This window comes from Candidatus Paracaedibacteraceae bacterium, from assembly GCA_019636055.1.
GTDB lineage: Bacteria > Pseudomonadota > Alphaproteobacteria > Paracaedibacterales > Paracaedibacteraceae > Paracaedibacter.
In genome coordinates, this window is record JAHBYH010000001.1 from 157,895 (window position 1) to 183,654 (window position 25,760).

A 25,760-nucleotide genomic window follows, 5' to 3' on the forward strand; every position below is an offset into this window, starting at 1 on the left:
AATAATTGATATTAACTATACTACAAATTTTATACGTGCGCAATATTTAGGCACAAACGATAGATTTAAAGTATGACAATTATTATTTTCATAAAAAAAGGGGCACTTTCCTCCCCTTTTTGAAAAAAATAAATTTAAGCGTAAGTCCCAGAAATAAGTAATACGGCTGAATTTTAGTGTATTAGCTATGCACACAAACCGAAAACCTGTATAATTCGCCGCAAGACTATTACTAAGATTTTGTATTATGCACTCTCAAGCCATTCGACGAGTTTACCTTTTGGCTGAACCCCAACCTTTGTAGAAACAGCTTGCCCACCTTTGAACAAAGTCAGCGTTGGGATACTGCGAACACCAAGAGATGCAGGTGTACTAGGGTTTTGATCAATATTCATCTTGACGATTTTTACTTTATCACCCATTTCAACTGCAACTTCCTCGAGAATTGGCGCAATCATTTTGCATGGACCACACCATTCAGCCCAGAAATCAACCAATACAGGAACATCCGCACCCAAAACTTCAGCTTGAAAATCTGAATCGCTAACCTGTTGTAAACTCATAACTTTACCCTCTTTACTAAAACTGTTTACCTAATTGTAACATACACGCCCCCTTGTCGATAAGCGAAAAAATATTTTTATTCACCACCATATTCTATATGATGTTATAGTCGTTCTAGTTGATTTTACCACCGCTTCCACACAAGGGATGAGGTGAATAATAAGGAACCATAATAATGTCCGAAGTCGTTAACGTCGTTTGTATGAAATGGGGAACAAAATATCCAGCCCTTTACGTCAACAATCTTGCATCAATGGTAAAACGCAATCTGACCCTGCCCTATCGTTTTGTCTGTTTTACAGATGATCCTACAGGACTGGATAATGACATTGAAACCTTCCCCTTGCCCGTTATCAATGTACCGCCAAAGTATGATGTATCTCCTTGGCGAAAACTAGGTATGTTTTCCAAAGAACTCGGCAGCCTAAAAGGGAAAACTCTCTTTCTGGATGTTGATGTCTTGATCACAGGATCCTTGAACGATTTCTTTAGCCATTCAGACAAATTCTGCATCATTGAAAACTGGACGCAAAAAGGCCAAGGGATCGGAAATTCATCTGTTTATTGCTTTACAGTCGGCAAGCATACAGATGTACTTGACCATTATAATGAGAATATGAACAAGGTTTTATCGTCCTATGATAATGAACAAATGTACCTTTCAAAAAAAATCGGCGATATTGTCTATTGGCCAGATGAATGGTGCCGCAGTTTCAAACGACACCTAATGCCTAAAGGAATCTTAAAATATTTCATGAAACCGAGCAGACCCGATACCCAAACCCGGATTGTGGTTTTCCACGGTCGCCCTGAAATTCCAGAAGCTTTGGCCGGTGGATTTCATGGAAGTTGGCGGAAGTTTGTGCGGGCATGCCCATGGATTAGTGATCTGTGGCGTTAAAACCGGGCAATGTGATTTTCCCTTTAAGCTCGTCCAACTTAGAGCATTGAGTGTAAGAACATAAAGCATAAACTAACTCAGGAAAGTTCCAGATCGGAAATTGGTTTCGGGTCTGGGCCACATTCATATCACCGCCTAGGCTACCGGCAACCTCGGGCACAAATGTTGTCGCAGTCACAACTTGACGCCCTAATGCACTTAATTTATTAACATTTTCCTTATCAACCTTATCAAGTTCGATTGCTTCGCTGAGTTTAGGGTTGAGGCGCACATAATTAACATGAACACCTTGCGCTTCTAATTCCCGAGCATAACGTCGCATGTTCTTACGTGCCCTGATTTCTCCATCACGCAGGCTAATTAAAAATGACATTCCTAATCCCCCCAGACCTGTAGCAACAGTGTCAGGATTATACTTATAAAGTTCCTCTCCTGTTCCAATAGAGAGGATATTGATTTTCTTAGCATTTGGATAGATTTTCCGAGCTTCGATTAATGCTTCATAAACCGGATCATTATTGGTAATGCCACCATCGACAAAAACCCCTTGCTTTCCGTCATACCGAAAAGAAACTGGCGGAAAATAGGACGGTGCAGCACTTGTCGCCCTTGCCGCAAGCCACGCAGGCAAATCGCGCCGAGGATCCAAACCATCTCGGGATGAAAATGTAACGGATTTCCCCTCACTAAAACTAACGCTTGTCACCAAAACAGGTTTTACCGTATGGCTGAGCTTATATTCCCCAAAATATTGCTTAAAAATTCCCTCAAGACTATCCGCTTTATATGCAAATCCCCTCAGTTGATTCACATATTTCATAAACGCTGAACTTTTAGCATAGGGTGGGAAGATTCTGGTACCTTGCGTTGTATAGAGAGACAGTAAGGTGTTAGTACTATTCCTTGGAATATGACTATTCGGATCCTGAGGCACCGTTAGACCAATCGCCATAATCCCCCCTGTCGATGTCCCCGCAAAAAGATCAAAAATCTCAGCAGGATGTTTTCCTGTTTTTTTAGAGATTTCATCCAAAATTGTTGCACCAATGATTCCTCGGATACCACCACCATCAAGAGAAAGAATCCAAATCTCATTTTTATTCCGATCAAAAATAACGTTACGACCTTGGGTAGCTGGCAAAAGACCACCACGAGGAACTTTTGCGTATTGGTCAGACAACATTTGATTGTGGGTTTTGAGTTTTTCATATTCTTCGGTGAAATAAGTGTTATAGCCCTTTATCTCATTCAATGCCATAACTTTAGCAACACTAAGTTTAATAACCGTAATAAGACCTAGGATTTTATTTCGATGCGTCTGAATCTCGTCAAACCTTGGCAATCGTGCCCCCAGCTTAAAGACTTCACGTTTCAACCAACTTTTTTGCTGCACAGGGTTATAAGATTCCAAAGCGACTCTTAACTCATCCAAAGTATAAACAAATGGCTTTGTCCCATAATCACGAGGCGTTTCAGTTTTATCCGTTTTAGGAGTGTTCAACATATCATATATCCAACCAAGCTTTTCTTTTGATTGTTTATAATAGGGTAGTTTCTGCAAAGAATTTCTCAATCCTCTAGTCCCAAACATAAGCTTTAATTCGCGAACAATTTCATTCAATGAATTTGTAATAACGCGATTAGCCTGAAACGCTGATGTCGCAATTGCTTCTTTGTTTTGATCAACATTATTTCCCATTTTAATCTGCTGAAGTCTCTGATTCAAAGAATCAAGAATTTGCTTATTTATCGGACTAACGATCAAATCACCCGCAAAAATTGAATAGGTAGGATTAGCCTTAACCCCACTTTCCTGAACATCCCGCAAGAGTAACATCAATGTTTCTTTCAGATGCTGAAGGAATTTATATTCCTCTCCTAAAATCTTACTTGATTTGATAAGATCTTGGATTCTATTTGACACAAGCGCCAAAAGACTAACCAAAGCATCAACATTAGATTGTTGAATGGATCTTGACGTCTGGATGTAATCAATCGTATTGACGATTTCTTGTTTTTGATGGTCATTTAGGTATGGAGTACCCTGAATGATTTGAGGAAGTAAAGTTCGTCCCATCTGTGTATTAAATTGATTATTTAAATAGTCAATTGTCCTACGTCTTTGCGTCTCTAGATTTTTATCAAAATTTTCTGCCGATTGAGAGCGCGGCATAGCCTCTGTACTTGTCGACTGAGTAAGAACACTCAATGATCCATTTTCTGCATAGACTAGGCTTAACAAAACCAAGAATACCTTCATCACCTGCACCCAAAACAGAACTACCCTGACCAATAGGTTAACATTAATCTTTTAAAGATTGGTTAAGATAAGGGGGAGTTTATTTAAAATTGCGAGCAAGTTTAATAAATTGTTCTAGCAGCAACTCTTCCGCACGCGCTGTTTCTTTTATTCCCAGAAAAGCTAAATCATCCACAGCAAAAAGCGAACCGAGAGAAGATCGAATCATTTTACGGCGCTGACCAAAAGCAGCATGGGTGATTTTTTCCAAAGCAGGCAAGATAGACAAATCAACATCAGGTTTTGGAATGAGATTAACGATAGACGAAGTCACTTTGGGTGGCGGAGAAAAAGCCCCGGGCGGCAAGTCAAACATCTTTTGAACATTCGCCAAGTATTGTGAAAGAATCGTCAAACGACCATAATCAGCCGTTCTTGGCTTTGCGATAATACGCAAAGCGACTTCTTTTTGGAACATAAGTGTCATCGATTGTATATTGTCTAGGTCATGCAACCAATTAACCAAAAGCTGTGTCCCAACATTATAAGGTAAGTTAGCTACAATCTTAAGCGGTTCGTCCGGACATAAATCCTGAGGCCGAACGGTCAACGCATCCGCATGGACAACGCGAAGTCGCCCTTCTGCCTTGATAATAAGCGGCTGTAAAGCCTCAATACACCGAGGATCATGTTCAATCGATATAACGCGTTTAGCGCCTGCTTCGAGCAGTGCCCGCGTTAAGCCGCCTGGTCCTGGGCCAATTTCGACAACGGCACAATCCCCAAGCTTACCCGCCATACGCGCAACCTTGCGAACCGTATCCATATTCAATAAAAAGTTTTGTCCCAAAGATTTTTTAGCAGCAAGACCAAACTGATCGACTGTTTCTTTTAGGGATGGCAGGCCGTCAAGCATTAAAGCTTAAGCATCCGTTTAGCAGATTCATCTTTCGCATCAATATGAGCACTTCCCATCAGTTTTTGGATTTCACGAGCAGCTTGGCGTCCAAATCGTTCCTGTTCTAAATTATTCATAACATCATCTTTTGTATGAACAACGGGCTGAGGCTGACGCTTATCACAAACAAAGGTAACGATAAGGCCATTCGGGGTCATAACCGGTTGAGTACACTTACCGGCACTCACACTTTTGAGTAGGTTACGGAGCTGCTCAGGCATCTGCGCCATACGAACATGGGGGGTATCTTGAACATCTGCATTATAAGAACTGGCAAGTGTTGTAAACTCATTCTTGTTTTTCGCCCCCATAACACGCTGAATCGACGGCGCTAAAGCCTCAATTTCCTCAGGTGATGACTGAGGTGTAATCGGAAAAACTGCTTGTGTAAAACTGATTTCAATATCATCCTTTGAAATCTTACCTGCATGACGCAAATCTTTTACTTTGACAATTTTATAACCGCCAGGAACTTTGATTGGGTCTGAAATTTGCCCAAGCCCAACACCTTTAATTTTTTCAAGTACGGGTGCATCCAAGGATGTTTCTGCCAACCACCCTAAATCACCGTCTTTTGCAGCAGAGGCACTTTTAGACAATTGATGAGCTAAGGCTTCAAACTTTGCCCCTGATTTTAGATCTGCAAGAATGGACTTTATCGATGCTAGGGCTTGCGCATCATCGCCCAACACAACAATTTCGCCCAGGTTATACTGCTTTGTTGTTTGGTCTAAAGACAGCTTTGCTAATTGTTTTTCAGCTTCGGCTTCTGAAACATAAACGACAGGAGCATACTGTTGACGAATATAACGCGCCCATGAAATCTGAGCCCGAATACGCGAAACCATCGTTTCTTTATCAATCCCATTTGACTTTAATAAACCAACTAATTGGTCATAGGACATGTTGTTGTCTTTTGCCATATCTTTCAGGACATCGTCAACTTCTTTTGCGCTAACATCAATCTTACGAATCTTTGCAGCTTGGGTCTGAAGTTTCTCTTGAACAATTGACCTTAGAATTTCAGCTTTCTGTGCTTCGCCAATCTTCATTTGGCCGCCTGATGAAAAAATCATAAGTTTGACGCGTTGATCGAGATCATGCTCCGTTATCGGATCTTTGTTTACAACCAACAAAATTTTTGATGTGGCACTTGCAACAGAAGATATTGATAAACAAAGACTTGCAACAGCAAACAGTCGAGAAAACTTAGTCATTTATACACCTTTGGTTTGGATCTGATTAAAGATTTGTATTTTAATGCTAAAATAGTGTAACTTTGAGGTAATGTCTATAAATATCGCAACTATCCATAATTTTACTTAGCCTTTAAATGACCAGAATTATCTCTAGACATACGTTCTTACACGTTGCAATTACCACGATCATCTTAACGATTGTCTTGGTTTTTGGAGCATGGCTTACTCAATCACTCCGTTTTATCGAAGTTATTATCGAAAAAGATGTTTCAATGACACGATACCTGTCGATGATCTGGTTGCTCTTACCAAATTTAACATCTATTGTTCTACCTGTTTGCACCCTATTAGCAACAGTCTATACGCTCTACAAACTCATGTCTGAAAATGAACTTATTGTCTATAAGTCCATTGGACTCAGTAATATTCAGATTGCATCTCCCTTTATTTGTTGGGCTGCATTAATGACTGCTTTTTGCGCCGGTCTCAATAATTACTGGGGACCAAAATCAAATGAAAAGTTTTATAATGTGCGCGGAGAAATATCTCGCGAATTTTCATCCGGTCTTTTAAGAGACGGTATTTTCAATCGAATTAAAGACACGGTAATTTATATCGGTTCCCACACAGATTCAAGCCAACTCGAAGGCGTTTATATTCATGAACGCTCAAAAAATGGTAAGCCTGCCGTGACTGTTTATGCCCAACATGGTTTCTTGATCCAAGAAGGTGAAAAAAACACACTCTATCTTTTTAACGGGAATAGACAATCCGGAGACCCCAGTCAACCAAGCTATAACATTGCCTATTTTAATGAATTTAAATACGATCTCGACTTTTATAAAAACATCAATGCAAAAGTTAAATTGCACACAACCCTTAGCTTTAAAGATTTATTAAACCCGCCTCAAGATGTTAATTCAGGCTCTAGAATTAAAATGATTGTCGAAGCGCATAAACGTATCCTCAACCCATTTTTTGTCATGATCTTTGTTCTGTTTTCATGCGCGGTCATGCTTGGCGGGTTCCATCAACGCCGCGGTCGCTGGAAACGGAATTCATTTGCGGTGGGCGCATCCCTTGCTCTTGAATTAGGCGTTATTGGTATCCTAAATAGCCTAACAAAAAATCCATACGCCATTATCCTAAGTTATATTCTCAGTTTTAGCGTCTGTATCATTAGCATTGTGTGGCTTATGAAACCTGAGTTTGTTTCCCGTTTATTCAGAAAGAAACAAGAAAATGCTTAGCTATTGTAAATCAACATTAAATCTGTATTTTTCTAAGCTCTTTGCCATCTGGGTTGCATCCATCAGTGCGATTGTCACATTTGTGATGGTTTTAATTGATATCGCTGAATTTAGCAGAAGAACAGTCACAAGCTCTCGCGTTAGCTTTTCCGAAATTATTCATATGGTTATTCTCAAGATACCAAACCACATTCAAACACTTCTGCCGTTTATTGTCCTGGTTGCTGCGATTGTTAGCTTATCTCGACTCAATCGCACCCAAGAGGTCATTGTTGCTCGGGGTTTTGGTGTCTCTGTTTGGCAAATTGCCACAGGCCTTTCTGTTGCGGTACTAGCACTTGGCTTCTTTAATATTGCGATTATAAATCCAATTGCCTCGGTTTTTAGTTATAAACAAGAAGAGATCGAAAAAAGAATATTTTCAGGACGCGATGTCGCAATAACCGTCTTTGAAGACGGGTTATGGATTCGTGAAAATGACAAGAACCGCCGAAGTATTATTAGTGCGGGACGAGTTAACCCAGAGACAAAAGTTTTCGAAGATGTTAGTTTTGAAAATTTCGATACCAACTACAACTTTATTGAACGTGTTGATGCAAAGTCAGCCACGATAAAAAATAAATCATGGGAATTAGTCGGGGTCACTGTTGTTCCCAATAAATCAGAACGCATTAAAAAAGATAAACTCACATTTAAGACTGACCTAACGTTTTCTAAAATAATCAATAGTAACCTTGAGCCGAAATTTATTTCTTTCTGGGCTTTACCTGATTATATTGATGTTCTGGAAAGATCTGGTCTGTCAAGTTTGCCTTATAAAATGTACTGGCATAGTTTTATGGGCAAAATCGGCTTTATGATTTCATTAATTTTTCTGGCAGCAGCGTTTACTATCCGTCCACCACGACACGGTTATGCAACATTATTAACTGTTTTAGCCATTGCAAGCGGCCTTGTTCTTTATTTTTTCAGCGATCTTGTCTATGCTTTGGGCTTAGCTCGACGCCTCCCCGTTCTTTTAGCCGTGTGGGCACCAGCTGTTACAGTTATGTTATTAAGCGCAACATTGATATTGCACTTAGAGGAAAGCTAGGGTTACAGTAGTAACAAGACGTCTTAATTTTTTACTAACATTCTATGTCGCTACTTAAAACATCGTTATTGATAACATCCATTGTCGTAAGCACGGCAGTTGCCTCTTTTCCATCAAAAGACAAAACAAAAAAAAACGAAACACCGTCCTTTTTACAGAGTGACGTCATTCATTATGATGAGACGACCCAAACCGTCAGGGCTTTGGGACACGTTCAGATCGCACAAAATGATCAATTATTGTATGCAGATGAAGTTTCTTATAACCAAATCGCTGACGAAGTTACAGCCGCAGGGCATGTGTGGTTGCGCGATAAAGAAGGGAATTTTATATTTACCAACAAAGTCATTTTAAAAAATAAGATGGCTGACGGGTTCGTTGACCAGATTAAAGTCCTGATGACAGATGATTCAAGATTAGCCGGTAATAAAGGAAAACGCTATAACGCCCGTAAAACTATCCTATGGCAAGGTGTTTACTCACCTTGTACGGTATGTAAGACACACCCTGAAACAGCACCAACATGGCAAATAAAATCAGATAAAGTTATCCATGATCAAGAACGCGAACTTGTTGAATATCACCATGCTTGGCTAGAAATGTGGGGATGGCCTATATTTTACATGCCTTATTTTTCTCATCCTGACCCTGCTGTAAAAAGGAAATCCGGTTTTCTTATGCCTATCTATTCACATGGTCGCGATTTAGGCATGAGCATTACCACACCCTATTATTGGGCGAGCGGTCAAAACCATGATTTCACGTTTTATCCGACATTTACCGGTAAACAAGGTGTTATCCCTGCCGTAGAACATCGATACAGATTCAATGATGGTGAATATACAATGCACGGGAGTTATGCACATCATACATCACGAACCAGTGCCCCTAACTCTAACCCCAACAATTATGGCAGAGCCGCCCGTCACCGTTGGCATTACTTTTTATCGTCACGCTACGAGACAACGCCTGACATCTTACTAACGTTAAATATCCAACGCGCGAGTGATTTAACCTACTTAAAACGATTCCCTGTCTTGCCGCGTCATTCAACGGATCCCTTTGCCGCCAGCACATCACTGACATCCATGGCCGCACTCGAACGATTTAAACCCGATAGTTATGGCGTTATTAAAAGCTACGTTTTCCAAGCAGAACGCCAGAAAACAGTACCTGTTGTTTTGCCTATAATCCAATATTCGTATGAAAGTTTGCCCGGTTTTTATGGTCAAACATTTATGGGTGACTTCAACTTTCTTCATCTTTTCCGTGATCGGGCAATCACAGGGCAAGTTGCCGAAAAAATGGCCAGATCTTCATTGGGATTTGGGGGGCAGATCCCCTACATCTCTCCATGGGGTGATATGTGGACTTTACGCGGGTATATTCGGGGTGATGTTTATCATACATCGGGATACAAACCCACAATAACCGCTCGATCTAAAGATCGATACGAAGCTCGTTACTTCCCACAAGCCTCATTAACTTGGCGATATCCGTTCCTGAATGCGTCACGCACGATGCACTGGATCTTAGAACCAGCCTCGATGATTACCACTTCGTCCATTGGTGGAAACGCTATTGAAATACCAAATGAAGATACCCCCCTTGTCACCATTGATACAACGAACCTATTCTTGCCAAACCGCATGTACGGTATTGATCGAATTGACTCAGGTCACCGTTATGTCTATGGGTTAAACTCACGCCAACTCTTTAGCGGCTCTCGCAGGTTTAATCTCTTCTTTGGGCAAAGCATCCGTTTAGATCGCAAACAAGTTTTACCGATAAACTCGGGCGAAGATACACGAGCATCTAATTTCGTCACAGGATTGCAAGTCGTTCCGTTTAGCTGGTTAGATCTGCGGTCTAGGGCACTCCATAATCGCAAAAACTTTTCTGTTGAAATCGCCGAATCATCAGCAAGTATAAATTCTCCTTGGGCGATTGGTACTCTAAGCCATGTTTTGTATAACAAGAAATTTACCATCAACAATCAACGCGTTTCTCAGCTTGCGTGGAACATTTCATCCGGTCGATACAAAGGATTCTCAGTTGCCTATGGTGAAATGCGAAATATGGTTCGACACAATAATAATGTGCATGTCTTAAATCAAACCATATCAATCCGCCATGAAAATGAATGTTTAAAGACATCATTGTCTTTTATAAAAACAGGATTCCGTGACAGAGACCTTCAACCGGATAAAAGAATTGTTCTGCAGCTTGACTTCAAAAATCTAGGAACATTTTATCCCGTTAATATAAATAGTATCGGTGGCCAGAGACAGGCTCCTGTTCCTGATACAGCCAACACAAGAAATTAATCGATTATCATGAAAATTGTTACTTGGAATGTAAACTCTATCCGTGCACGTCTAGAAAACATCACGGATTGGCTTCGCGCTAACCAACCTGATGTTGTCTTGCTTCAAGAAACAAAATGTCAAGACCATGACTTTCCGCTCGAGGCAATTGAGGATTGTGGCTACAATATCGCTCGCTATGGCCAAAAAAGCTATAATGGCGTTGCCATACTCTCAAAACACCCGATTGAAGACGTTATCAATGGCATCCCAACATTTCCCGAGGATGAACAAGCGCGTTATATCGAGGCTGTGACAAACGGTGTTCGGGTCGCCTCGGTGTATGTTCCTAATGGCAATAATGTTGGGACAGAAAAATACGATTATAAACTCACTTTTATGAAACACCTCAAAGAACATCTTAAAGCGACATTGTTATATGATGAACCATTTGCCATTGGCGGGGATTATAACATCGCCCCAACTGATGATGATGTTAATGATGAGAAAGGCTGGCATGAACAAATTTTGTGTTCAACGCCTGAGAGGAAATCCTTGCGAGCCATCCTCAATCTTGGGTATAGTGATGCTATTCGCATACATCATCATGGTAAGGGCCCGTATAGCTGGTGGGATTACCGCAGCGGCGCTTGGCAAAAGGATGATGGTCTGCGGATTGATTTGATTCTTTTGTCTCCACAAGCCGTTGATCGGTTATCAGGTTCCGGTGTAGACCGTAATCCGCGTGGCCTTGAGAAAGCATCTGATCATGCGCCCGTTTGGTGCATCCTATAGTTACGTATTTAAAAGAGAAAGATATGTCATTAACCAAAGAAAACGTTGCGAAAGTCGCAAAGCTGGCTCGGATCCGATTAGAGGATAACGAGCTAGACGCCATGAAAGAAGAAATTAACGGAATTTTGACTTGGATTGATCAGCTCCAGCAAGTCAATACGGATAATGTAGCAGCGTTTACTGACCAACTGGATCAAGATCTTCCTGAACGACAAGACATCGTGAGTGACGGAAATATTGTCACAGAGATCCTTGCCAACGCCCCTGAAAAGGCCCATGGCATGTTTGCTGTTCCAAAAGTTGTTGAATAGGGTTTAAAAATGACAAAATTAACTGAATTAACCTTAACAGAGGCCAAAGAAGGTCTTGCTAACAAAGAATTTTCAGCGACAGATCTGACACAAGCTTTCATCAAAACTGTTGAAGATAATCGCCATCTAAACGCCTATGTTACCGAAACACCGGAACTGGCGTTGGAACAAGCAAAAGCTTCGGACGCACGCCTTGCAAATGGCACAGCCGGTAAGCTTGAGGGACTGCCAATCGCCATTAAAGATCTGTATTGCACGAAAGGCGTCAAAACCACAGCATCATCGAAAATGTTGCATAACTTTGTGCCTCAATACGAATCTACTGTGACGCAGAACCTGTGGAACGAAGGTGCGGTCATGCTCGGCAAAGTGTCCATGGACGAATTTGCCATGGGTTCATCGAACACAACTAGCCACTTTGGTAATGTAATCAGCCCTTGGAAAGAAAAAGATCGCCCGGAAAAACAACTCTGCCCGGGCGGGTCTTCAGGCGGATCAGCCGCAGCTGTCGCAGCCCGTACTGCACTCGCAGCCACTGCATCTGACACAGGTGGTTCTATTCGTCAGCCTGCAGCCTTTACCGGTCTTGTCGGGATTAAACCAACCTATGGCCTATGTTCCCGTCGCGGTATGATTGCATATGCGTCATCTCTTGATCAAGCCGGTCCCCTTACCCACACGGTGCGCGATGCAGCGTTGATGTTAGAAGTAATGGCGAGCCATGATCCTCTAGACTCAACATCCCTGAATGTTGAAATTCCTGACTATTCGACCCTTCTTAAAAATGACCTAAAAGGCGTTCGTATTGGTTTACCTAAAGAATATCTAGACGGTCTCAGCGATGAAATGATGGCTGAGGTTAACAAAGGAATCGACTGGGCAAAATCATGCGGTGCAACCATTGTTGAAGTTAGCTTGCCTATGACAAAATACGCCCTTCCAACCTATTACGTGATCTCTCCTGCCGAAGCATCCTCAAATCTTGCTCGTTATGATGGCGTACGGTATGGTCTGCGTGTTGACGGGGCTACCCTTGATGAACTTTATGAAAATACACGCCGCGAAGGATTTGGCTCAGAAGTTCGCCGTCGGATCATGATCGGTACATACGTTCTGTCTGCCGGATACTATGATGCTTATTATATGAAAGCCCAACGTGTTCGTACCTTGATTCAAAAGGATTTCGAGAATGTGTTTAAAGATGTCGACTTATTGCTGACACCGACAACGCCAGGCTCATCCTTTGCCTTAGATGAAAAACCAACTGACCCGGTCCAAATGTATCTCCAGGATGTTTATACCGTGACCGTTAACTTAGCTAACCTTCCGGGTATTGCGATCCCAACAGGTCTCGACAAAAAGGGACTTCCATTAAGCCTACAGCTTATTGGGCCCCATCTCAGTGAACAACGTCTTCTGAATGCAGCCCTTGCGTTAGAAGAGTGCGCCGGCTTTGCAGCCCTGTTAAAAGATCTAAGAAAGGCAGCCTAACATGTCAGAAAATAAAAACTTAATCGAAGGAAGAACGGGGCTGTGGGAAGTTGTCATTGGCTTAGAAGTCCACGCCCAAGTCACATCCGATGCTAAATTATTTGATGGTTGCGCCACAGATTTTGGGGCAGATCCGAATACCCAGGTTGGATTCTTTACCGCAGCTATGCCTGGGATGTTACCAGTTATTAACCACAAATGTGTTGACCAAGCCATCAAAACAGGTCTAGGGCTCAACGCTGTCGTCAATAAGTTTTCAGTCTTTGATCGTAAGAATTATTTCTATGCGGACTTGCCGTGTGGCTATCAGATATCTCAGTTTACCCGCCCTATCGTTACCGGCGGATATATGGATATTGATCTTGATGAAGGCGAATCTAAACGTATTAATATCACGCGCCTTCACTTGGAAATGGATGCAGGCAAAAGCATCCACGACTTGCACCCAACCAAGACTTATATTGACTTAAACCGCAGTGGTATCGCTTTGATGGAAATCGTTTCTGAACCTGAAATGCGATCCAGTTCTGAAGCCATGGCTTATGTGAAAAAGTTACGCTCAATCTTGCGTTACCTTGGCACTTGTGATGGGAACATGGAGCAAGGATCCATGCGTGTAGATGCAAACATTTCCTTGCGTCGCCCCGGTGAACCTTTTGGAACACGTGCAGAAATTAAAAACGTCAACTCCATCCGATTCCTTGGCCAAGCCATCGAATTTGAAATTGAACGCCAACTAGAAATCTTAGAAGATGGTGGAGAAATTGTTCAGGAAACACGCCTATTTGACCCGAACAAAGGTGAAACGAGATCCATGCGCAGCAAAGAAGATGCCCATGATTATCGTTATTTCCCAGACCCGGACTTGTTACCATTAAAACTGTCAGATAAGCGTATTGATGATGTAAAGGCAACAATGCCGGAACTTCCTGATGATAAGCGCGCACGCCTGATTGCGGAGTTTGGCCTTCCCATTTATGATACATCAGTCATCGTGTCAGAAAGGGAAACAGCAGATTATTTCGAAGCAGCTGTTGCGACTCTGGCAGCAAAAGATAAAGCTCAAGGGGCCAAAATGATTGCTAATTGGTTAATGGGTGAAGTTTTCGCCGCCATGAACCGAGATGGCAGCACCATGGAAACCTTGTCTTTGAAAGCAGAACATCTTGCAGGTTTAGTCGACCTTATTCTGGATAATACAATCTCTGGTAAGATCGCAAAAGATGTTTTCTCGAAGATGTGGGAAACAGGAAAAGCTCCGGCAACATTGGTTGAAGAACTTGGTTTGAAACAAATCACAGACACATCTGTTATTGAGCAAGCTGTTGATACAGTCCTTACGCAAAATGCAGATAAAGTTGCCGAATATAAGTCAGGTAAAGAAGCCCTATTCGGATTCTTTGTTGGACAAGTCATGAAAGCCACCCAAGGCAAAGCCAATCCTGGTTTGGTTAATGACTTGATTAAACAAAAACTGACTTAAAATATCCCCTCTCTCTTTTAAAAGCGTACTTAAAAAAGTACGCTTTTTTTTACTAAATATTAAATATAACAAACCTATTATGGAGTAAGTATATAGCGTTATTCGATTTAAATTGTCGACAACGAACAAGATGCAACATGTACAATTAATACGTAAGTTGCGATGTCGGAGAGTCAAAATCAATGACTATAAATTAGCAATGTAAGTAGCTATGTTTAAATATCGAATAGTAACTTTTTTTCTTATACAGTGTACAATCAGCGAAACTATACCCCCTAACTCATACCAAAATCTGACACAAAATGCAAAGAGATGGGGGATATAATTATCCGATGGATATAAATACAAAACGCTGGATGGAGCAATTAGCACCCCATATTCAAGAGCAATCGATTACACGTATTTTTATCCCAGGATCCCATGATTCTGCAGCGTACTCATTGGAACATAAGTTCGGTAAGAATCAAAATGTAACAAGTAAAGTCAATGCCTTGAAATATTTATTATTTGGTTTCGTCGTTACTCAAGTAGCACAACGTTGGGCAAAAACTCAAGACCGATCAATTCTCCAGCAATTAGAAGATGGCGTTCGTTATCTTGATTTGCGCGTGATCTACCGTGACAGTAAAAAAGATTTTTACACGGTCCATGGTCTATATTGCCCAATTCTGGACACTATTTTATCGCAAATTGAGACATTTCTTAGTGAAAACCCAAAAGAAATCATTGTGATTCAAGTTGGAGATTTAAGATATATGCCAAACGGTGATGATGACCATCTTACTTTAATTGGAAAACTCAAACATAAATTTGGCAATCGTCTCTCTCCCAAGTCTATGCTCTTAGATACCCCAATTAAAAAATTATGGGAACAAAACAAACAAGTCATCTTGATCTATAATGATCACAAAATAGCTCAGGAGCATGACTTTATTTTCTCACAAGACATTATTGATTCCTACTGGGCAAATTCTGATAACCTTCTAGACCTAAAAAAGAGGCTTGATGATAATTTAGCAAAACGCATACAACGGTTAGATCAACTGTTCGTAATTCAATCACAAATGACAGCCAATACCAAAATCATATTCACATCTCTTAAGCCACTTTCCAAAAAGTATAAATCTTTAAAAAAAATGGCAGACTCTGTCGAAGAAAAATTACCTGTATGGCTAAAAGAGTGGTACCAACATGGCCCTTGTATCATCATGCTTGATTTTACAAGCAAACATACAAGCGAGCAAATTATACGCCTTAACTTACCGCATCAACCATAAATAATCCTTCATATTAGCGATTAGACATCACAACAGCGTCGCTGGCGTACTAAGTCTATTAGATGCTTCTAATCACTAATTTAAACAACTATAGCTTATTAAAGATTGCCCCATCATAAAGATTCTTCCATTTATTTGGGTTACGTTCATACAGTTTCTTAAGCAGAGCCAAATAAAGCGCAGGACGAATTTTATATCGAATATTTATCCATTCAGGCGAAGAGGATGATTGCCGATCTAGCTCATCAAGAAGTTCTGATTCCATACTACTATCTACAGTTAGCAATAAAACTTTCCATTCGAGGTTGCTAGGTTCCAATTCGAATAATGCCTGTAATATTTGTCCATAAGGACGCATATTAATCATTACCAATATAAAATATGCCTCCGCACTCACTTAATCGTTCTGTAAGAGTATTGCCCATTACTGAATATAATGATAAAAATCTACATCTGCTACTCTCAATAAATAAAACAGTTCCATCCGTTAGCGCAATTAAAGACTATATATCGTGCATTTTTCTTGTTAAAGGGCAAGCTTGACCGTCCTTGATTTGCTAGAGTTTCTTCTGGTTTTATCACTCGCTATAACGCAATAGAGCGCACCGGTCACAGAGACAACAAATGACCATTCATCGACGATACCACCGACTGTTGCAAGATTCTGCCCCCCATAAACTATGTTGGTTTTGAAACCGTCTCGTTTTAAGAAAATTAAACTTCCGGGAATTAACTCTCAACTTGTTCAGACTGCAAATTCTGTCCTTGTGTAGGCATTGAACTCTCAGCAACCTGAGGCAGCTCTATAGCAAATAATGTCGTTGAAATCAATAATGCAACAAGAGCATTTTTATACATTGTTTATATATCCCATAACGTAAAATGTAATTCGCAAGTTGGTTATGGGCAACAGAAGAATAACTTACAACATATTTTATAGCTAACAAATTATTTTAAATATTAACCTTTAATTAACTTTTTACAAATAGAATCAGCCCGTTAGTTAGTTTTTTATTAATAACGGAGGGTTCCATGAATAAGTCTTTACTAACAATTACTTTATGTTTATTTTCATCAACTGCATTCGCATCTGATCTCGATTTTGATATGGATAATTATGTCGCTAAACATACATACTCATTACGTCCATCAGAAGAATCAACAAGTTTATCCTGGGCATTACAAAATTCAGAGCAACCAAAACTGACTACTGAAGAAATTCAAGCACTCCCTGCCAAATTTGATTTTAGTGACCAAATGCCAAATATCCATGACCAAGGGACTTTGGGTTCTTGTACAGCCCAAGCCATTACAATCTCCATGGAATACCAATTAAAACAACAAGATAATGCCCAAGTTTTATCTCCTCTATTCCTATATTATAATGAACGTAAATTGATGGGAACAATAAAGGAAGATTCAGGCGCTAGTCTATCAGATGGGATCAAAGCCATTAGTACATGGGGTGTTTGCCGTGAATCCATGTGGACCTACAGCGATGACCAAAAGAAATTTATGATCAAACCATCAAAAGCAGCCTATGAAGATGCAAAAAACTATATGGGGCTTGATGGTATACGGACCAGCTATGTGAGTTATAGCTTAGATGCGATTAAATCACGCTTATCCAAAGGTATTCCAGTTGTCTTTGGTATCTATGTCTACCCGTCGTTTGAATCTGTAAAAACAGAAATGACAGGTAAAGTTCCGATGCCGGGAGCCAAAGAACGACCGCTTGGTGGTCATGCTTTGATGTTTACCGGATATGATGATGAAACCAAAGAATTCAAATTTGCGAATTCATGGGGCAAAAAATGGGGCGATAATGGTTACGGTTATTTAAAATATGATTATGTTATGAACGTTGGTGCAACGTCCCGCTATCCATTCTTCTACTCCAACGACATTTGGAGCATTGATAAGGTTGGAAAAGAAGATGCGTTAACTTTAGGCGAAGAATCACCACGTGAAGAAGCTGCATAATTTGGAAATAGAAGCACCTCTCCCTCAAGGGAGAGGCATTCCATTTTCTTGACAAAATTTGATAGTTATGGCTCTCTTAAAGAGAGTATTTAAACAATTATAACTGGATTATTCAAATGCATAGCTATCGCACCCATACCTGTGGTCAACTCAGAAAGTCAGATGCTGGTCAAACTGTTCGCCTATCAGGCTGGGTTCACCGCAAACGCGATCACGGAAATCTTTTATTTATTGACCTTCGGGATCATTACGGACTGACCCAGTGTGTTGTTAACGTTGATAGCTCTAGCTTTGAAATTGCAGAAGGTTTGCGCAATGAAAGTGTTATTCGGATCGACGGAACTGTTTTGGAAAGAACAGCCGACACGGTTAATGCTAAAATGGATACTGGTGATATCGAAATTATGGTCACTGAAATCGAAATCCTATCCACAGCAGATACGCTTCCCCTTCAAGTCAACAGCGATGCTGAATTTCCAGAGGATACACGACTACGCTATCGTTTCCTTGATCTTCGCAAAGAAAAAATCCACAAGAATATTCTTTTGCGATCTCAAGTTATTGCATCACTGCGTCGTCGCATGATTGATCAAGGCTTCACTGAATTCCAGACACCAATCTTGACAGCATCTTCCCCGGAAGGTGCCCGTGACTTTTTGGTACCAAGCCGATTAAACCCGGGGACATTCTATGCGTTACCCCAGGCCCCACAGATGTTCAAACAACTTTTGATGGTTGCGGGATTTGATCGTTACTTCCAAATCGCGCCATGCTTCCGTGATGAAGATGCCCGTGCGGATCGCTCTCCCGGTGAATTCTATCAGCTTGACTTTGAAATGTCATTTGTCACCCAAGAAGATGTTTTTGCAGCCATCGAACCCGTCCTGCACGGCGTTTTCGAAGAATTCAATAATGGTCGCGACGTGACACCATACCCATTCCCACGGATTAGTTTTGACGAATCTATGCTAAAATATGGGAACGACAAACCGGACTTGCGCAACCCAATTGAAATTCGTGATGTTTCAGAAATTTTCGCAGGGTCTGACTTTGCTGTGTTCAGTAACCTTGTTGCCCAAGGTGCCGTTGTCCGTGCAATCCCAGCACCAGGTGCCGCAACTCAAGCCCGTAGCTTCTTTGATAAACTGAACGATTGGGCACGCGGTCTTGGTATGCCAGGCCTTGGTTACATAACCTTTACTGAAGGTACAGCAAAGGGACCTATTGCTAAGTTTTTGGATGAATCTCGTCTGGAAAAGCTAAAAGTTATGGTAGACCTTAAAGAAGGGGATTCTGTTTTCTTTGTCTGCGACAAGCCAAAAGCTGCCGCTAAGAATGCTGGCCTTGCCCGCACAAAAATTGGCCAAGAATTGAATCTTATTGATGAAAATAAATTCAAATTTTGCTGGATTGTTGATTTCCCAATGTACGAACAAGACGATGATACCGGTAAAATTGATTTCTCACACAACCCGTTCTCAATGCCACAAGGTGGAATGGATGCCCTACTTAACCAAGACCCATTGACCATCAAAGCATTCCAATATGATATCGTTTGTAATGGCATTGAACTGTCAAGTGGTGCAATCCGTAACCACTTACCAGAAGTCATGTACAAAGCCTTTGAAATTGTGGGCTATAGCCAAGACGACGTTGAAAAACGTTTTGGCGGTTTGCTCAGCGCGTTCAAGTTTGGAGCCCCTCCTCATGGTGGAAGTGCCCCGGGTGTTGATCGTATTGTTATGTTATTGGCAGATGAACCAAACATTCGTGAAGTTATTGCTTTCCCAATGAATCAACAGGCTCAAGACCTAATGATGGGTGCGCCATCGATTGTTGAAAAAGATCGTCTTAAAGATCTCTCGATCGAGGTTCGCCTACCTATCAAGGCTGCTAAAGCCGGCTAATAAAAATAAAAAGAGGGGAATTTTCCCCTCTTTTTTAAAAAACACTTACATGCCCAACCTCTGATTGAGGGGACTCTATTTTTGGCATTGCCAGATCTGCCGTTCGCCAAACATCAGCCATTTCACCCAAGGCAACCTCAACGTCTTGACACAACTGAAGATCCTCTTTCATATTGATGTCCAAAATAAACAGGATCATCTCTTGAAAAAACTTACTCAGCTCTACCGCTTCTGCTGTTCTCTCAACAGCCAAGGATGCTTGGATTGAACTAATAATAACAATTGCTTTATCTGTCGCGTTATAACGCCCCTCGTAATCTTTAGCCTCAATCGCAACCTTAATGCGACGCATAAGCCCTGAACAATGATCCAATAGAATTGCCACCTGCCCTAATGGCGTAGCAATTACCGCCTGCGAACGTTGGTATTGACGTAGTTTTGCATTATACATTCTTAACTCCTATCCTGCTTTCTTAAATGAATCCAACATGTTCATAATGTTTTCAAGTTCCATGGTCGCCTCATAAACACGCATGAATTCTCTTTGTAATCGCGCTGTTTCTTGTTGCGAGTTCTTTTCAATTTTGTCGATAATTCGTTGTTGGGTACTATTGCTCTTGGTTAAGGTATTAATTTCAGCAAAGAGTGTCCCTCGTTTATTCCCTGTCCCATCAACATAGTTTTCGTCTAACACTTGTATTGTTTGAGCATCAAGAGCAGCCATGCGCCCTTGAGTGACAGAAAACGTTGTCGAAACTGATGCACCATTAGCGACTGTTCCCGTATAATCAAGGATTAATCCTTGAAAAGAGTAAGTATCGCTTGTTCCGGGGGGAATCCCTGTCACTGTAAACCCTGAGGATGTTTCAACAACCTGTGCGGAATAAGTTGAGGTTCCAACACCAAAAGTTGCAGATAAATTCCCCGAGGCATCTTTAGCAATATTAACAGAGATGGAGGCTCCCCCCAGATTAGCAGGAAGTTTGGTCGGCAAATTTCTTAATCTAAAATCTGAATCATTCATAACAACAGTATTCATAAAAAGTTGTTTAATATCATCATAGTTATTGTCAATTGCTGATGTTAAGTCAGCTTCGCTAGTCTGAACAATTGTGCCGTCAGCTTGAAAAGATAATCCCAGAGATCTTAGCGAGGTTATCCCTGAGGAACTTGTCATAATTGAACTGCCCGGAACCCCACCTGTCAATGATGCTTTAAGCGCTAGGATTGTATCACGAGCAAAGTTGTTTCCATACAAATCAGCACCTTCACTGGCACCTTCAGGAATACCATTCACAACTTTTGCTTTGGTCTGATCATTATAAAATTGCATTAAATCATTATAGTTCTGAACAAATGAATTCAGATTTGAAAAGAAAGTACTTTTATCATCAGAAACAATGGCATTAACTGTTGTTGCTGATGTTGAACGAAGGTCTAACGTAACACCTGTCAAAATATCTGAAATTGTATTACTACGCTTTTTATAAGCCGTCCCATCTACGGTTAATTTAGAACATAACGAATTAAAATCAGTAATCGGCTGATCAAGACCTAGCCCTGCCACCGCACCTGCAGTATCGCTAACTTGAACAATTTGCCCCGAAATCGCTTCTAATTTGATTTGGTATTTACTCGGGTCACCATATCCCAGCATATCATAACTTGCTGTGATGCCTGTTGTCCCTGTCTGGGCATTTATTTGGCTCACGATATCTGATAATGATTCATTGCCAGTCAAATTTAAGGTTGCGGTTGTCCCACTTTGGACGCCAAACGTGAAATCACCTGTTAGATTAAGCGCTGTTGTTTCGTCAGTCGCAGCAAGAACGCCGCACATCACATTTGTTGTTGCTGTTGAAATTCCTAAATCTGTCAGCGGGGTACCACTTGTGTTGGATAGAATAATAGGAGCACCGCTTGCTTGCGCTTTTAATTTTAGCTCATAGGTACTGGTTGAACCAATACTCACTAATGAAACATCGGCAACAACTTTTGTATCTGACTGAACATTATTAATTGCTAATTGGATATCAGATAAAGACATATCGGATGTAATATTGATTGTTTTATTTACTCCCAAAGGAGTCCCCAACTCAAAACTTCCGGTGATATTGAGTGCCGTCCCCATTGCGGTTGTCTGTATTGAGCCGCGTTTTAAATCATAGGTTGCAAGTTGATCCACACGTACTGAAAATGGTCCGTTACTTGCGCTATCAAACGCAGTCAATCCAACAATACTATCAGAACCAACCGTTGTTGACTGAACTGTATGAGAGCTAAATGATGTTGGTTTTATTGTTTTCTGGGTTGATGAAATACGATTTGCCATTGTTGCTGTGACATTTTGCAATGCTTGAAGTTTTGTCTGAAATGTCGATAAAGCAGAAAGAACTTTTGTGTTTTTGTCGATTTTATCTTGATAAATTTTTTCTTCAGATTTTCGGGCATCTTTTATGGCACCAATATATTCTTCGATATCAATACCGGCAACCTTTTGTGAAACCCTTGGTGTTCTTGATCCTTCGTCAACGACGACTCGACCAAGCCCCATTCCATAATCACTTTTCACACTGTTTACCATAAAATCCTCTTAAGGAAAATTGATGAGGAGGAGACTGTCCTCCTCATCCGTCTATTAGCGCAATTGTTGCACCATAGATGTTAGGTTTGATTGCTCATTCAGTGCTTGTGTAAACACAGAACTTGCAACGCTGGCCAACCCTTTGAAGCGTTGAAGAGTCAACATGGACTCTGCAATGTTCGCGTCAATAAAGGTTGAACGTGCAGCAGTTTGGTTTTGGATGCTGATCTTTAATGTATCAGCCATAAAACCAAGCTGAGCAGCCTTACCACCAAGCTCAGAAATCATCGCACCAACCTGATCTTGAGCACCGTCAATCAAGAGAGATGCAGCTTGAGCATTCCCCATAGTCAAGATGTTCAAACCAGAGATTGCTAGAGCTGATGTTGTTGCACCTTTGAATGTGACATCCAACATATCAGAAGCTTTTTCACCATATTGGAAAGCTTGTGAAATGGCTGTCCCTTCAGCAACACTAAAGGTTTCTTGAGCCAAGCTAGCTGTACCATCGAATGCATTCAATGCTAGGTTAATACCATTCGTGAATGATACTGTTGTTGTCATGCTGTTAGAAGCAGCAACAGTAGACGTATAGTATTGTGTTCCATTGGATACACGGAAGGTTACTTCTGATGTTGCAGCATCATAAGATGATGTCAAAGCCCATTTACCAGCATCTGTACCAGAACCAGCGTTAAATGTTAATGAACCACCTGTAACAGCAGCATCGTTTGTGCTTAGTGACACAAAAGATGCACGTGTTGCACCAACACCAATACCAAGCAATGCGCGAAGGCTTGTTTGGAATGTTGCAGCATCCGTAATTGCAGTAACAGCAGCATCATACGTAAAGCTGATTGCTGATGAAGGATCACCAACAGATGTCAAAGTTAACAAAGCACCTGCAACCGGAGCAGCAACTGTACCTTTGAAGATTTTTCCGTCACCTAAGTCAACAGAAACATCATATAAAGCACCATTTGCAACAACTGTTGCATCATTAGCGAAACCATCAATGTTACCTTGGGTGTTTGTTGCGTTCATAGCGTTTGTAAAAGCGTTTGCAACAGCAACTAGACCTGTTGCAGCTTCAGCCACAGCACCGCTGTGTGTTGCTGCACCAGAACCACCTGTAAACAATGATACACCACCCCAACGAGCATTAACCGCATTGACATCAACCTGATTAAGCAACTGTTGGAATTCTTCGTTCATCATTTTACGTTCAGAGTCACCAACAGTATTGGTGTTAGCCTTAACTGTCAATTCCTTCAAGCGAGTCAGAACATCCTGAGTTGCCCCAAGAGCACCTGTCGCCATCTGAATCATAGCTGTAGCTTGCGCAACGTTGTTGCTGGCTTGACCAAGAGATTGAACGTTTGCCGTCAAACGATATCCAACAGCAGAAGATGCCGGATCGTATGATGGGTTAGATGCACGAGAACCAGAAGCCAATTCTTCTGTTGCACGTGTTGCTTTTTGTGTGTTGACTTCAAGATACCTCTTGGCTGCGTTTGCACCAAGGTTTGTAGCAGCTGAAACCATTTTTTACCTCTTTTCACTTCCTGTGATTAAAACCGCTCATGATCACCACGACCATAAGCCGGACTTCCTGTCCGTGCTCAAAGGTAGCAAGAGGTATGCCAAGTTAAGATTAATGGTAGGGAACCAGCATGTAAGTCCGCTCTAACAGTATGCGACCTGCAGCATTATCCGGATCATTACCAATAAGCTGAGCAGTCATAGAATGACCGTCAGCACTCATTCTGAGTATTCCAGCATGGTTTTGTCTGATCAAATCTGACTGATTAACAATACAATAGGACTTTTGGCCGGATGTTCCTAACGGCTTCATAGGATCAAGAGCCAAGGATTCAAACTGGATCGGCCAGTTAAACGGCGAAGCAACAGCCTGTGCCAAGACAACATTTGTCATGTCAACAACCAGTTTAGGATAGCTTTCTATACGATTAAAGTGACGTAACCTAAGACTTTGAGGGTCTCTTTTAGTCGTTACAATCTCATTAAACATCCCGGCATGAATGTCTCCACCTAACCAAAATGTGTTGGCAACCCCCGGTGTAGCACAGAAATCTAATATCGCTGTTCTTGTTTCCTTATATCGATCATTGCCCCATTTATCTGAATCCTCTTCCCCCTTTTGATCGGGTCCAATGGGAATTTGACTAATCAGCAACTTTGGATGCTTACCCCACTTTTTTATAAAGGTTTTGATTGCTTGTAATTGCCGCTGGGAAATTTTTTCCTCATCAGGAAAGGCTTCTGACCTAAAATCCCCAACAAAAGCAGGGAGACCATAATATTCTGTCTCATACCAACGATATCCAATATGACCAGAAACAGAGTCATAAATTGGCGACTGTCGTTGCAGTAAATCCGCCAAACGCCAACATGTATCATCTAGTTGAGTATAACCATCCCGCAAATCAGCACCAGTAAAGTTATCTCTGATGGCATGGTCATCTATTAAGACAGTCGTTGGCACGATCCTCTGTAATTCTGACCTCCCAGGTGTTGTGACAGCATCCACAATCAATTGCTGAACTTCTTCAGCAGTGTATGCCCCTGCATACTTATTTAACCAGTCCCGATAATAGGTATCTCCCATATCAATGAATCCGCGGTTCCTAAGTGCCTGCTGAACTATAAATTCAATGACTGTACGAAAGATCTGACTATCATCTGTTCGAATAAAATCACCTTCTTGTTCCGCAAGAGAAAACATAGTCAAAAGATTACCAACAACAGAACCGTCTATAGTATTTTTCAAACCTGGAATTGTCAGTATTTTTGAAGCAAGACCCAACTTACGAAATATGCTACGCTTTGTATACCAATTGATTATCGATAAAGGAGAATTCTCTAAACAATCCAACAACGGCCCATCATATTGGCATGATCCAAATACCAAAGCAAAAGCTTCACTTCCGACCAGATTTGAATAACTATAGAATGTTTCGTAAACATAAGTCGCTTCCGTTAACGGCGCCCATGATAGAGTGGCGTTTGACAGTTCCGATTGATCGCTAATATAAAAGACACCACACCGATATTCGTATTTTGTTGCAGATCGTAACTCTGTCAGATCAATAACATCAACATAATTTTTTGCTCTTGCCAATGGAAAAACCTGTGTTGTAGACCAATCATCTGTCCCTGCTACCCGATACTGGATCACGCCCATCGCAAGCTGGTAGTTTGGCTTTGCCATAACAGAAAAACGTACCCCATCCTGAGTTACAGGCCCCATGATAACAGCCAGTGGCGCATCAACAGTATATTGTTTTTCTGGTTCTATTGCTTGACCCAGGCCGATACTAATCATCAAGATAGGCAAAAATTTCCTAGTCATCGTCACATCCCTCTATATAGTTAAAACGATTCAGTTTAAAATTATT

20 protein-coding genes are annotated in these 25,760 nt (G+C 41.2%); 11 read left to right on the forward strand and 9 right to left on the reverse strand.

The genetic code is table 11. The annotated features are described in order from the left end of the window. Nucleotides 1-245: 245 nt before the first annotated feature. The gene (gene trxA, locus KF820_00730; GenBank protein MBX3456874.1) at nucleotides 246-563 is read right to left on the reverse strand and encodes a thioredoxin; all 318 of its coding nucleotides are present in this window, start codon (nucleotides 561-563) and stop codon (nucleotides 246-248) included. Between the two features lie 176 nt (nucleotides 564-739). Here trxA and KF820_00735 point away from each other — a divergent pair, with 176 nt between their 5' ends. Further along, nucleotides 740-1,465, forward strand: a complete 726-nt coding sequence (locus KF820_00735) for a hypothetical protein (GenBank protein MBX3456875.1) — start codon at nucleotides 740-742, stop codon at nucleotides 1,463-1,465. Here the strand turns inward: KF820_00735 and KF820_00740 are convergent. The 3 genes from KF820_00740 to KF820_00750 all read right to left on the reverse strand — a co-directional run bounded on the left by KF820_00740 (nucleotide 1,446) and on the right by KF820_00750 (nucleotide 5,879). Then, on the reverse strand, nucleotides 1,446-3,725 hold the full coding sequence (locus KF820_00740) for a patatin-like phospholipase family protein (GenBank protein MBX3456876.1): 2,280 nt from the start codon (nucleotides 3,723-3,725) through the stop codon (nucleotides 1,446-1,448). The genes KF820_00735 and KF820_00740 overlap by 20 nt on opposite strands. Nucleotides 3,726-3,804: 79 nt before the next feature. Next, nucleotides 3,805-4,620, reverse strand: coding sequence for a 16S rRNA (adenine(1518)-N(6)/adenine(1519)-N(6))-dimethyltransferase RsmA (gene rsmA, locus KF820_00745; GenBank protein MBX3456877.1), 816 nt, complete (start codon nucleotides 4,618-4,620; stop codon nucleotides 3,805-3,807). Beyond that, nucleotides 4,620-5,879: a peptidylprolyl isomerase gene (locus tag KF820_00750; GenBank protein MBX3456878.1), complete on the reverse strand. Its 1,260-nt coding sequence runs from the start codon at nucleotides 5,877-5,879 to the stop codon at nucleotides 4,620-4,622. Before KF820_00750 ends, rsmA begins: the two co-directional genes overlap by 1 nt. Nucleotides 5,880-5,995: 116 nt before the next feature. Here KF820_00750 and KF820_00755 point away from each other — a divergent pair, with 116 nt between their 5' ends. From KF820_00755 to KF820_00790, 8 genes are all read left to right on the forward strand, one after another. Beyond that, a complete protein-coding gene (locus KF820_00755) occupies nucleotides 5,996-7,111 on the forward strand; it encodes an LptF/LptG family permease (GenBank protein ID MBX3456879.1) in 1,116 nt (371 codons plus the stop codon). Next, nucleotides 7,104-8,204 carry an LptF/LptG family permease gene (locus tag KF820_00760; GenBank protein MBX3456880.1) on the forward strand — a complete coding sequence of 367 codons (1,101 nt, stop codon included), beginning with the start codon at nucleotides 7,104-7,106 and terminating at the stop codon, nucleotides 8,202-8,204. Before KF820_00755 ends, KF820_00760 begins: the two co-directional genes overlap by 8 nt. Before the next feature lie 44 nt (nucleotides 8,205-8,248). Continuing rightward, on the forward strand, nucleotides 8,249-10,531 hold the full coding sequence (locus tag KF820_00765; protein MBX3456881.1) for an LPS-assembly protein LptD: 2,283 nt from the start codon (nucleotides 8,249-8,251) through the stop codon (nucleotides 10,529-10,531). A 9-nt stretch (nucleotides 10,532-10,540) separates the two neighbouring features. Then, nucleotides 10,541-11,305, forward strand: a complete 765-nt coding sequence (gene xth / locus KF820_00770; protein MBX3456882.1) for an exodeoxyribonuclease III — start codon at nucleotides 10,541-10,543, stop codon at nucleotides 11,303-11,305. Between the two features lie 23 nt (nucleotides 11,306-11,328). Beyond that, nucleotides 11,329-11,616 (forward strand): Asp-tRNA(Asn)/Glu-tRNA(Gln) amidotransferase subunit GatC, encoded by a 288-nt coding sequence (gene gatC, locus KF820_00775; protein ID MBX3456883.1) that lies wholly within the window; start codon nucleotides 11,329-11,331, stop codon nucleotides 11,614-11,616. 9 nt (nucleotides 11,617-11,625) lie between these two features. Further along, nucleotides 11,626-13,107 (forward strand): Asp-tRNA(Asn)/Glu-tRNA(Gln) amidotransferase subunit GatA, encoded by a 1,482-nt coding sequence (gatA, locus tag KF820_00780; GenBank protein MBX3456884.1) that lies wholly within the window; start codon nucleotides 11,626-11,628, stop codon nucleotides 13,105-13,107. Nucleotide 13,108: 1 nt separating this feature from the next. Then, on the forward strand, nucleotides 13,109-14,590 hold the full coding sequence (gatB, locus tag KF820_00785; GenBank protein MBX3456885.1) for an Asp-tRNA(Asn)/Glu-tRNA(Gln) amidotransferase subunit GatB: 1,482 nt from the start codon (nucleotides 13,109-13,111) through the stop codon (nucleotides 14,588-14,590). Between the two features lie 332 nt (nucleotides 14,591-14,922). Next, on the forward strand, nucleotides 14,923-15,867 hold the full coding sequence (locus tag KF820_00790) for a hypothetical protein (protein ID MBX3456886.1): 945 nt from the start codon (nucleotides 14,923-14,925) through the stop codon (nucleotides 15,865-15,867). Between the two features lie 88 nt (nucleotides 15,868-15,955). Here the strand turns inward: KF820_00790 and KF820_00795 are convergent, their stop codons facing one another. After that, entirely contained in the window at nucleotides 15,956-16,132 is a 177-nt protein-coding gene (locus KF820_00795) for a hypothetical protein (GenBank protein MBX3456887.1), read from the reverse strand. 767 nt (nucleotides 16,133-16,899) lie between these two features. On the opposite strand from KF820_00795, the gene KF820_00800 reads away from it, so the two are divergent. Both KF820_00800 and aspS read left to right on the forward strand, forming a co-directional pair. Further along, entirely contained in the window at nucleotides 16,900-17,850 is a 951-nt protein-coding gene (locus tag KF820_00800) for a C1 family peptidase (GenBank protein ID MBX3456888.1), read from the forward strand. 116 nt (nucleotides 17,851-17,966) lie between these two features. Then, the gene (gene aspS, locus KF820_00805; GenBank protein MBX3456889.1) at nucleotides 17,967-19,757 is read left to right on the forward strand and encodes an aspartate--tRNA ligase; all 1,791 of its coding nucleotides are present in this window, start codon (nucleotides 17,967-17,969) and stop codon (nucleotides 19,755-19,757) included. 34 nt (nucleotides 19,758-19,791) lie between these two features. Here aspS and KF820_00810 read toward each other — a convergent pair whose 3' ends face one another. The 4 genes from KF820_00810 to KF820_00825 form a co-directional block, all read right to left on the reverse strand. After that, nucleotides 19,792-20,208, reverse strand: coding sequence for a flagellar protein FliS (locus KF820_00810; protein ID MBX3456890.1), 417 nt, complete (start codon nucleotides 20,206-20,208; stop codon nucleotides 19,792-19,794). 9 nt (nucleotides 20,209-20,217) lie between these two features. Continuing rightward, nucleotides 20,218-22,341, reverse strand: coding sequence for a flagellar filament capping protein FliD (fliD, locus tag KF820_00815; protein ID MBX3456891.1), 2,124 nt, complete (start codon nucleotides 22,339-22,341; stop codon nucleotides 20,218-20,220). A 54-nt stretch (nucleotides 22,342-22,395) separates the two neighbouring features. Then, a complete protein-coding gene (locus KF820_00820) occupies nucleotides 22,396-23,886 on the reverse strand; it encodes a flagellin (GenBank protein ID MBX3456892.1) in 1,491 nt (496 codons plus the stop codon). A gap of 109 nt (nucleotides 23,887-23,995) precedes the next feature. Then, complete coding sequence (locus KF820_00825; protein MBX3456893.1) at nucleotides 23,996-25,714, reverse strand: hypothetical protein; 1,719 nt, start codon at nucleotides 25,712-25,714, stop codon at nucleotides 23,996-23,998. Between the last annotated feature and the right edge of the window lie 46 nt (nucleotides 25,715-25,760).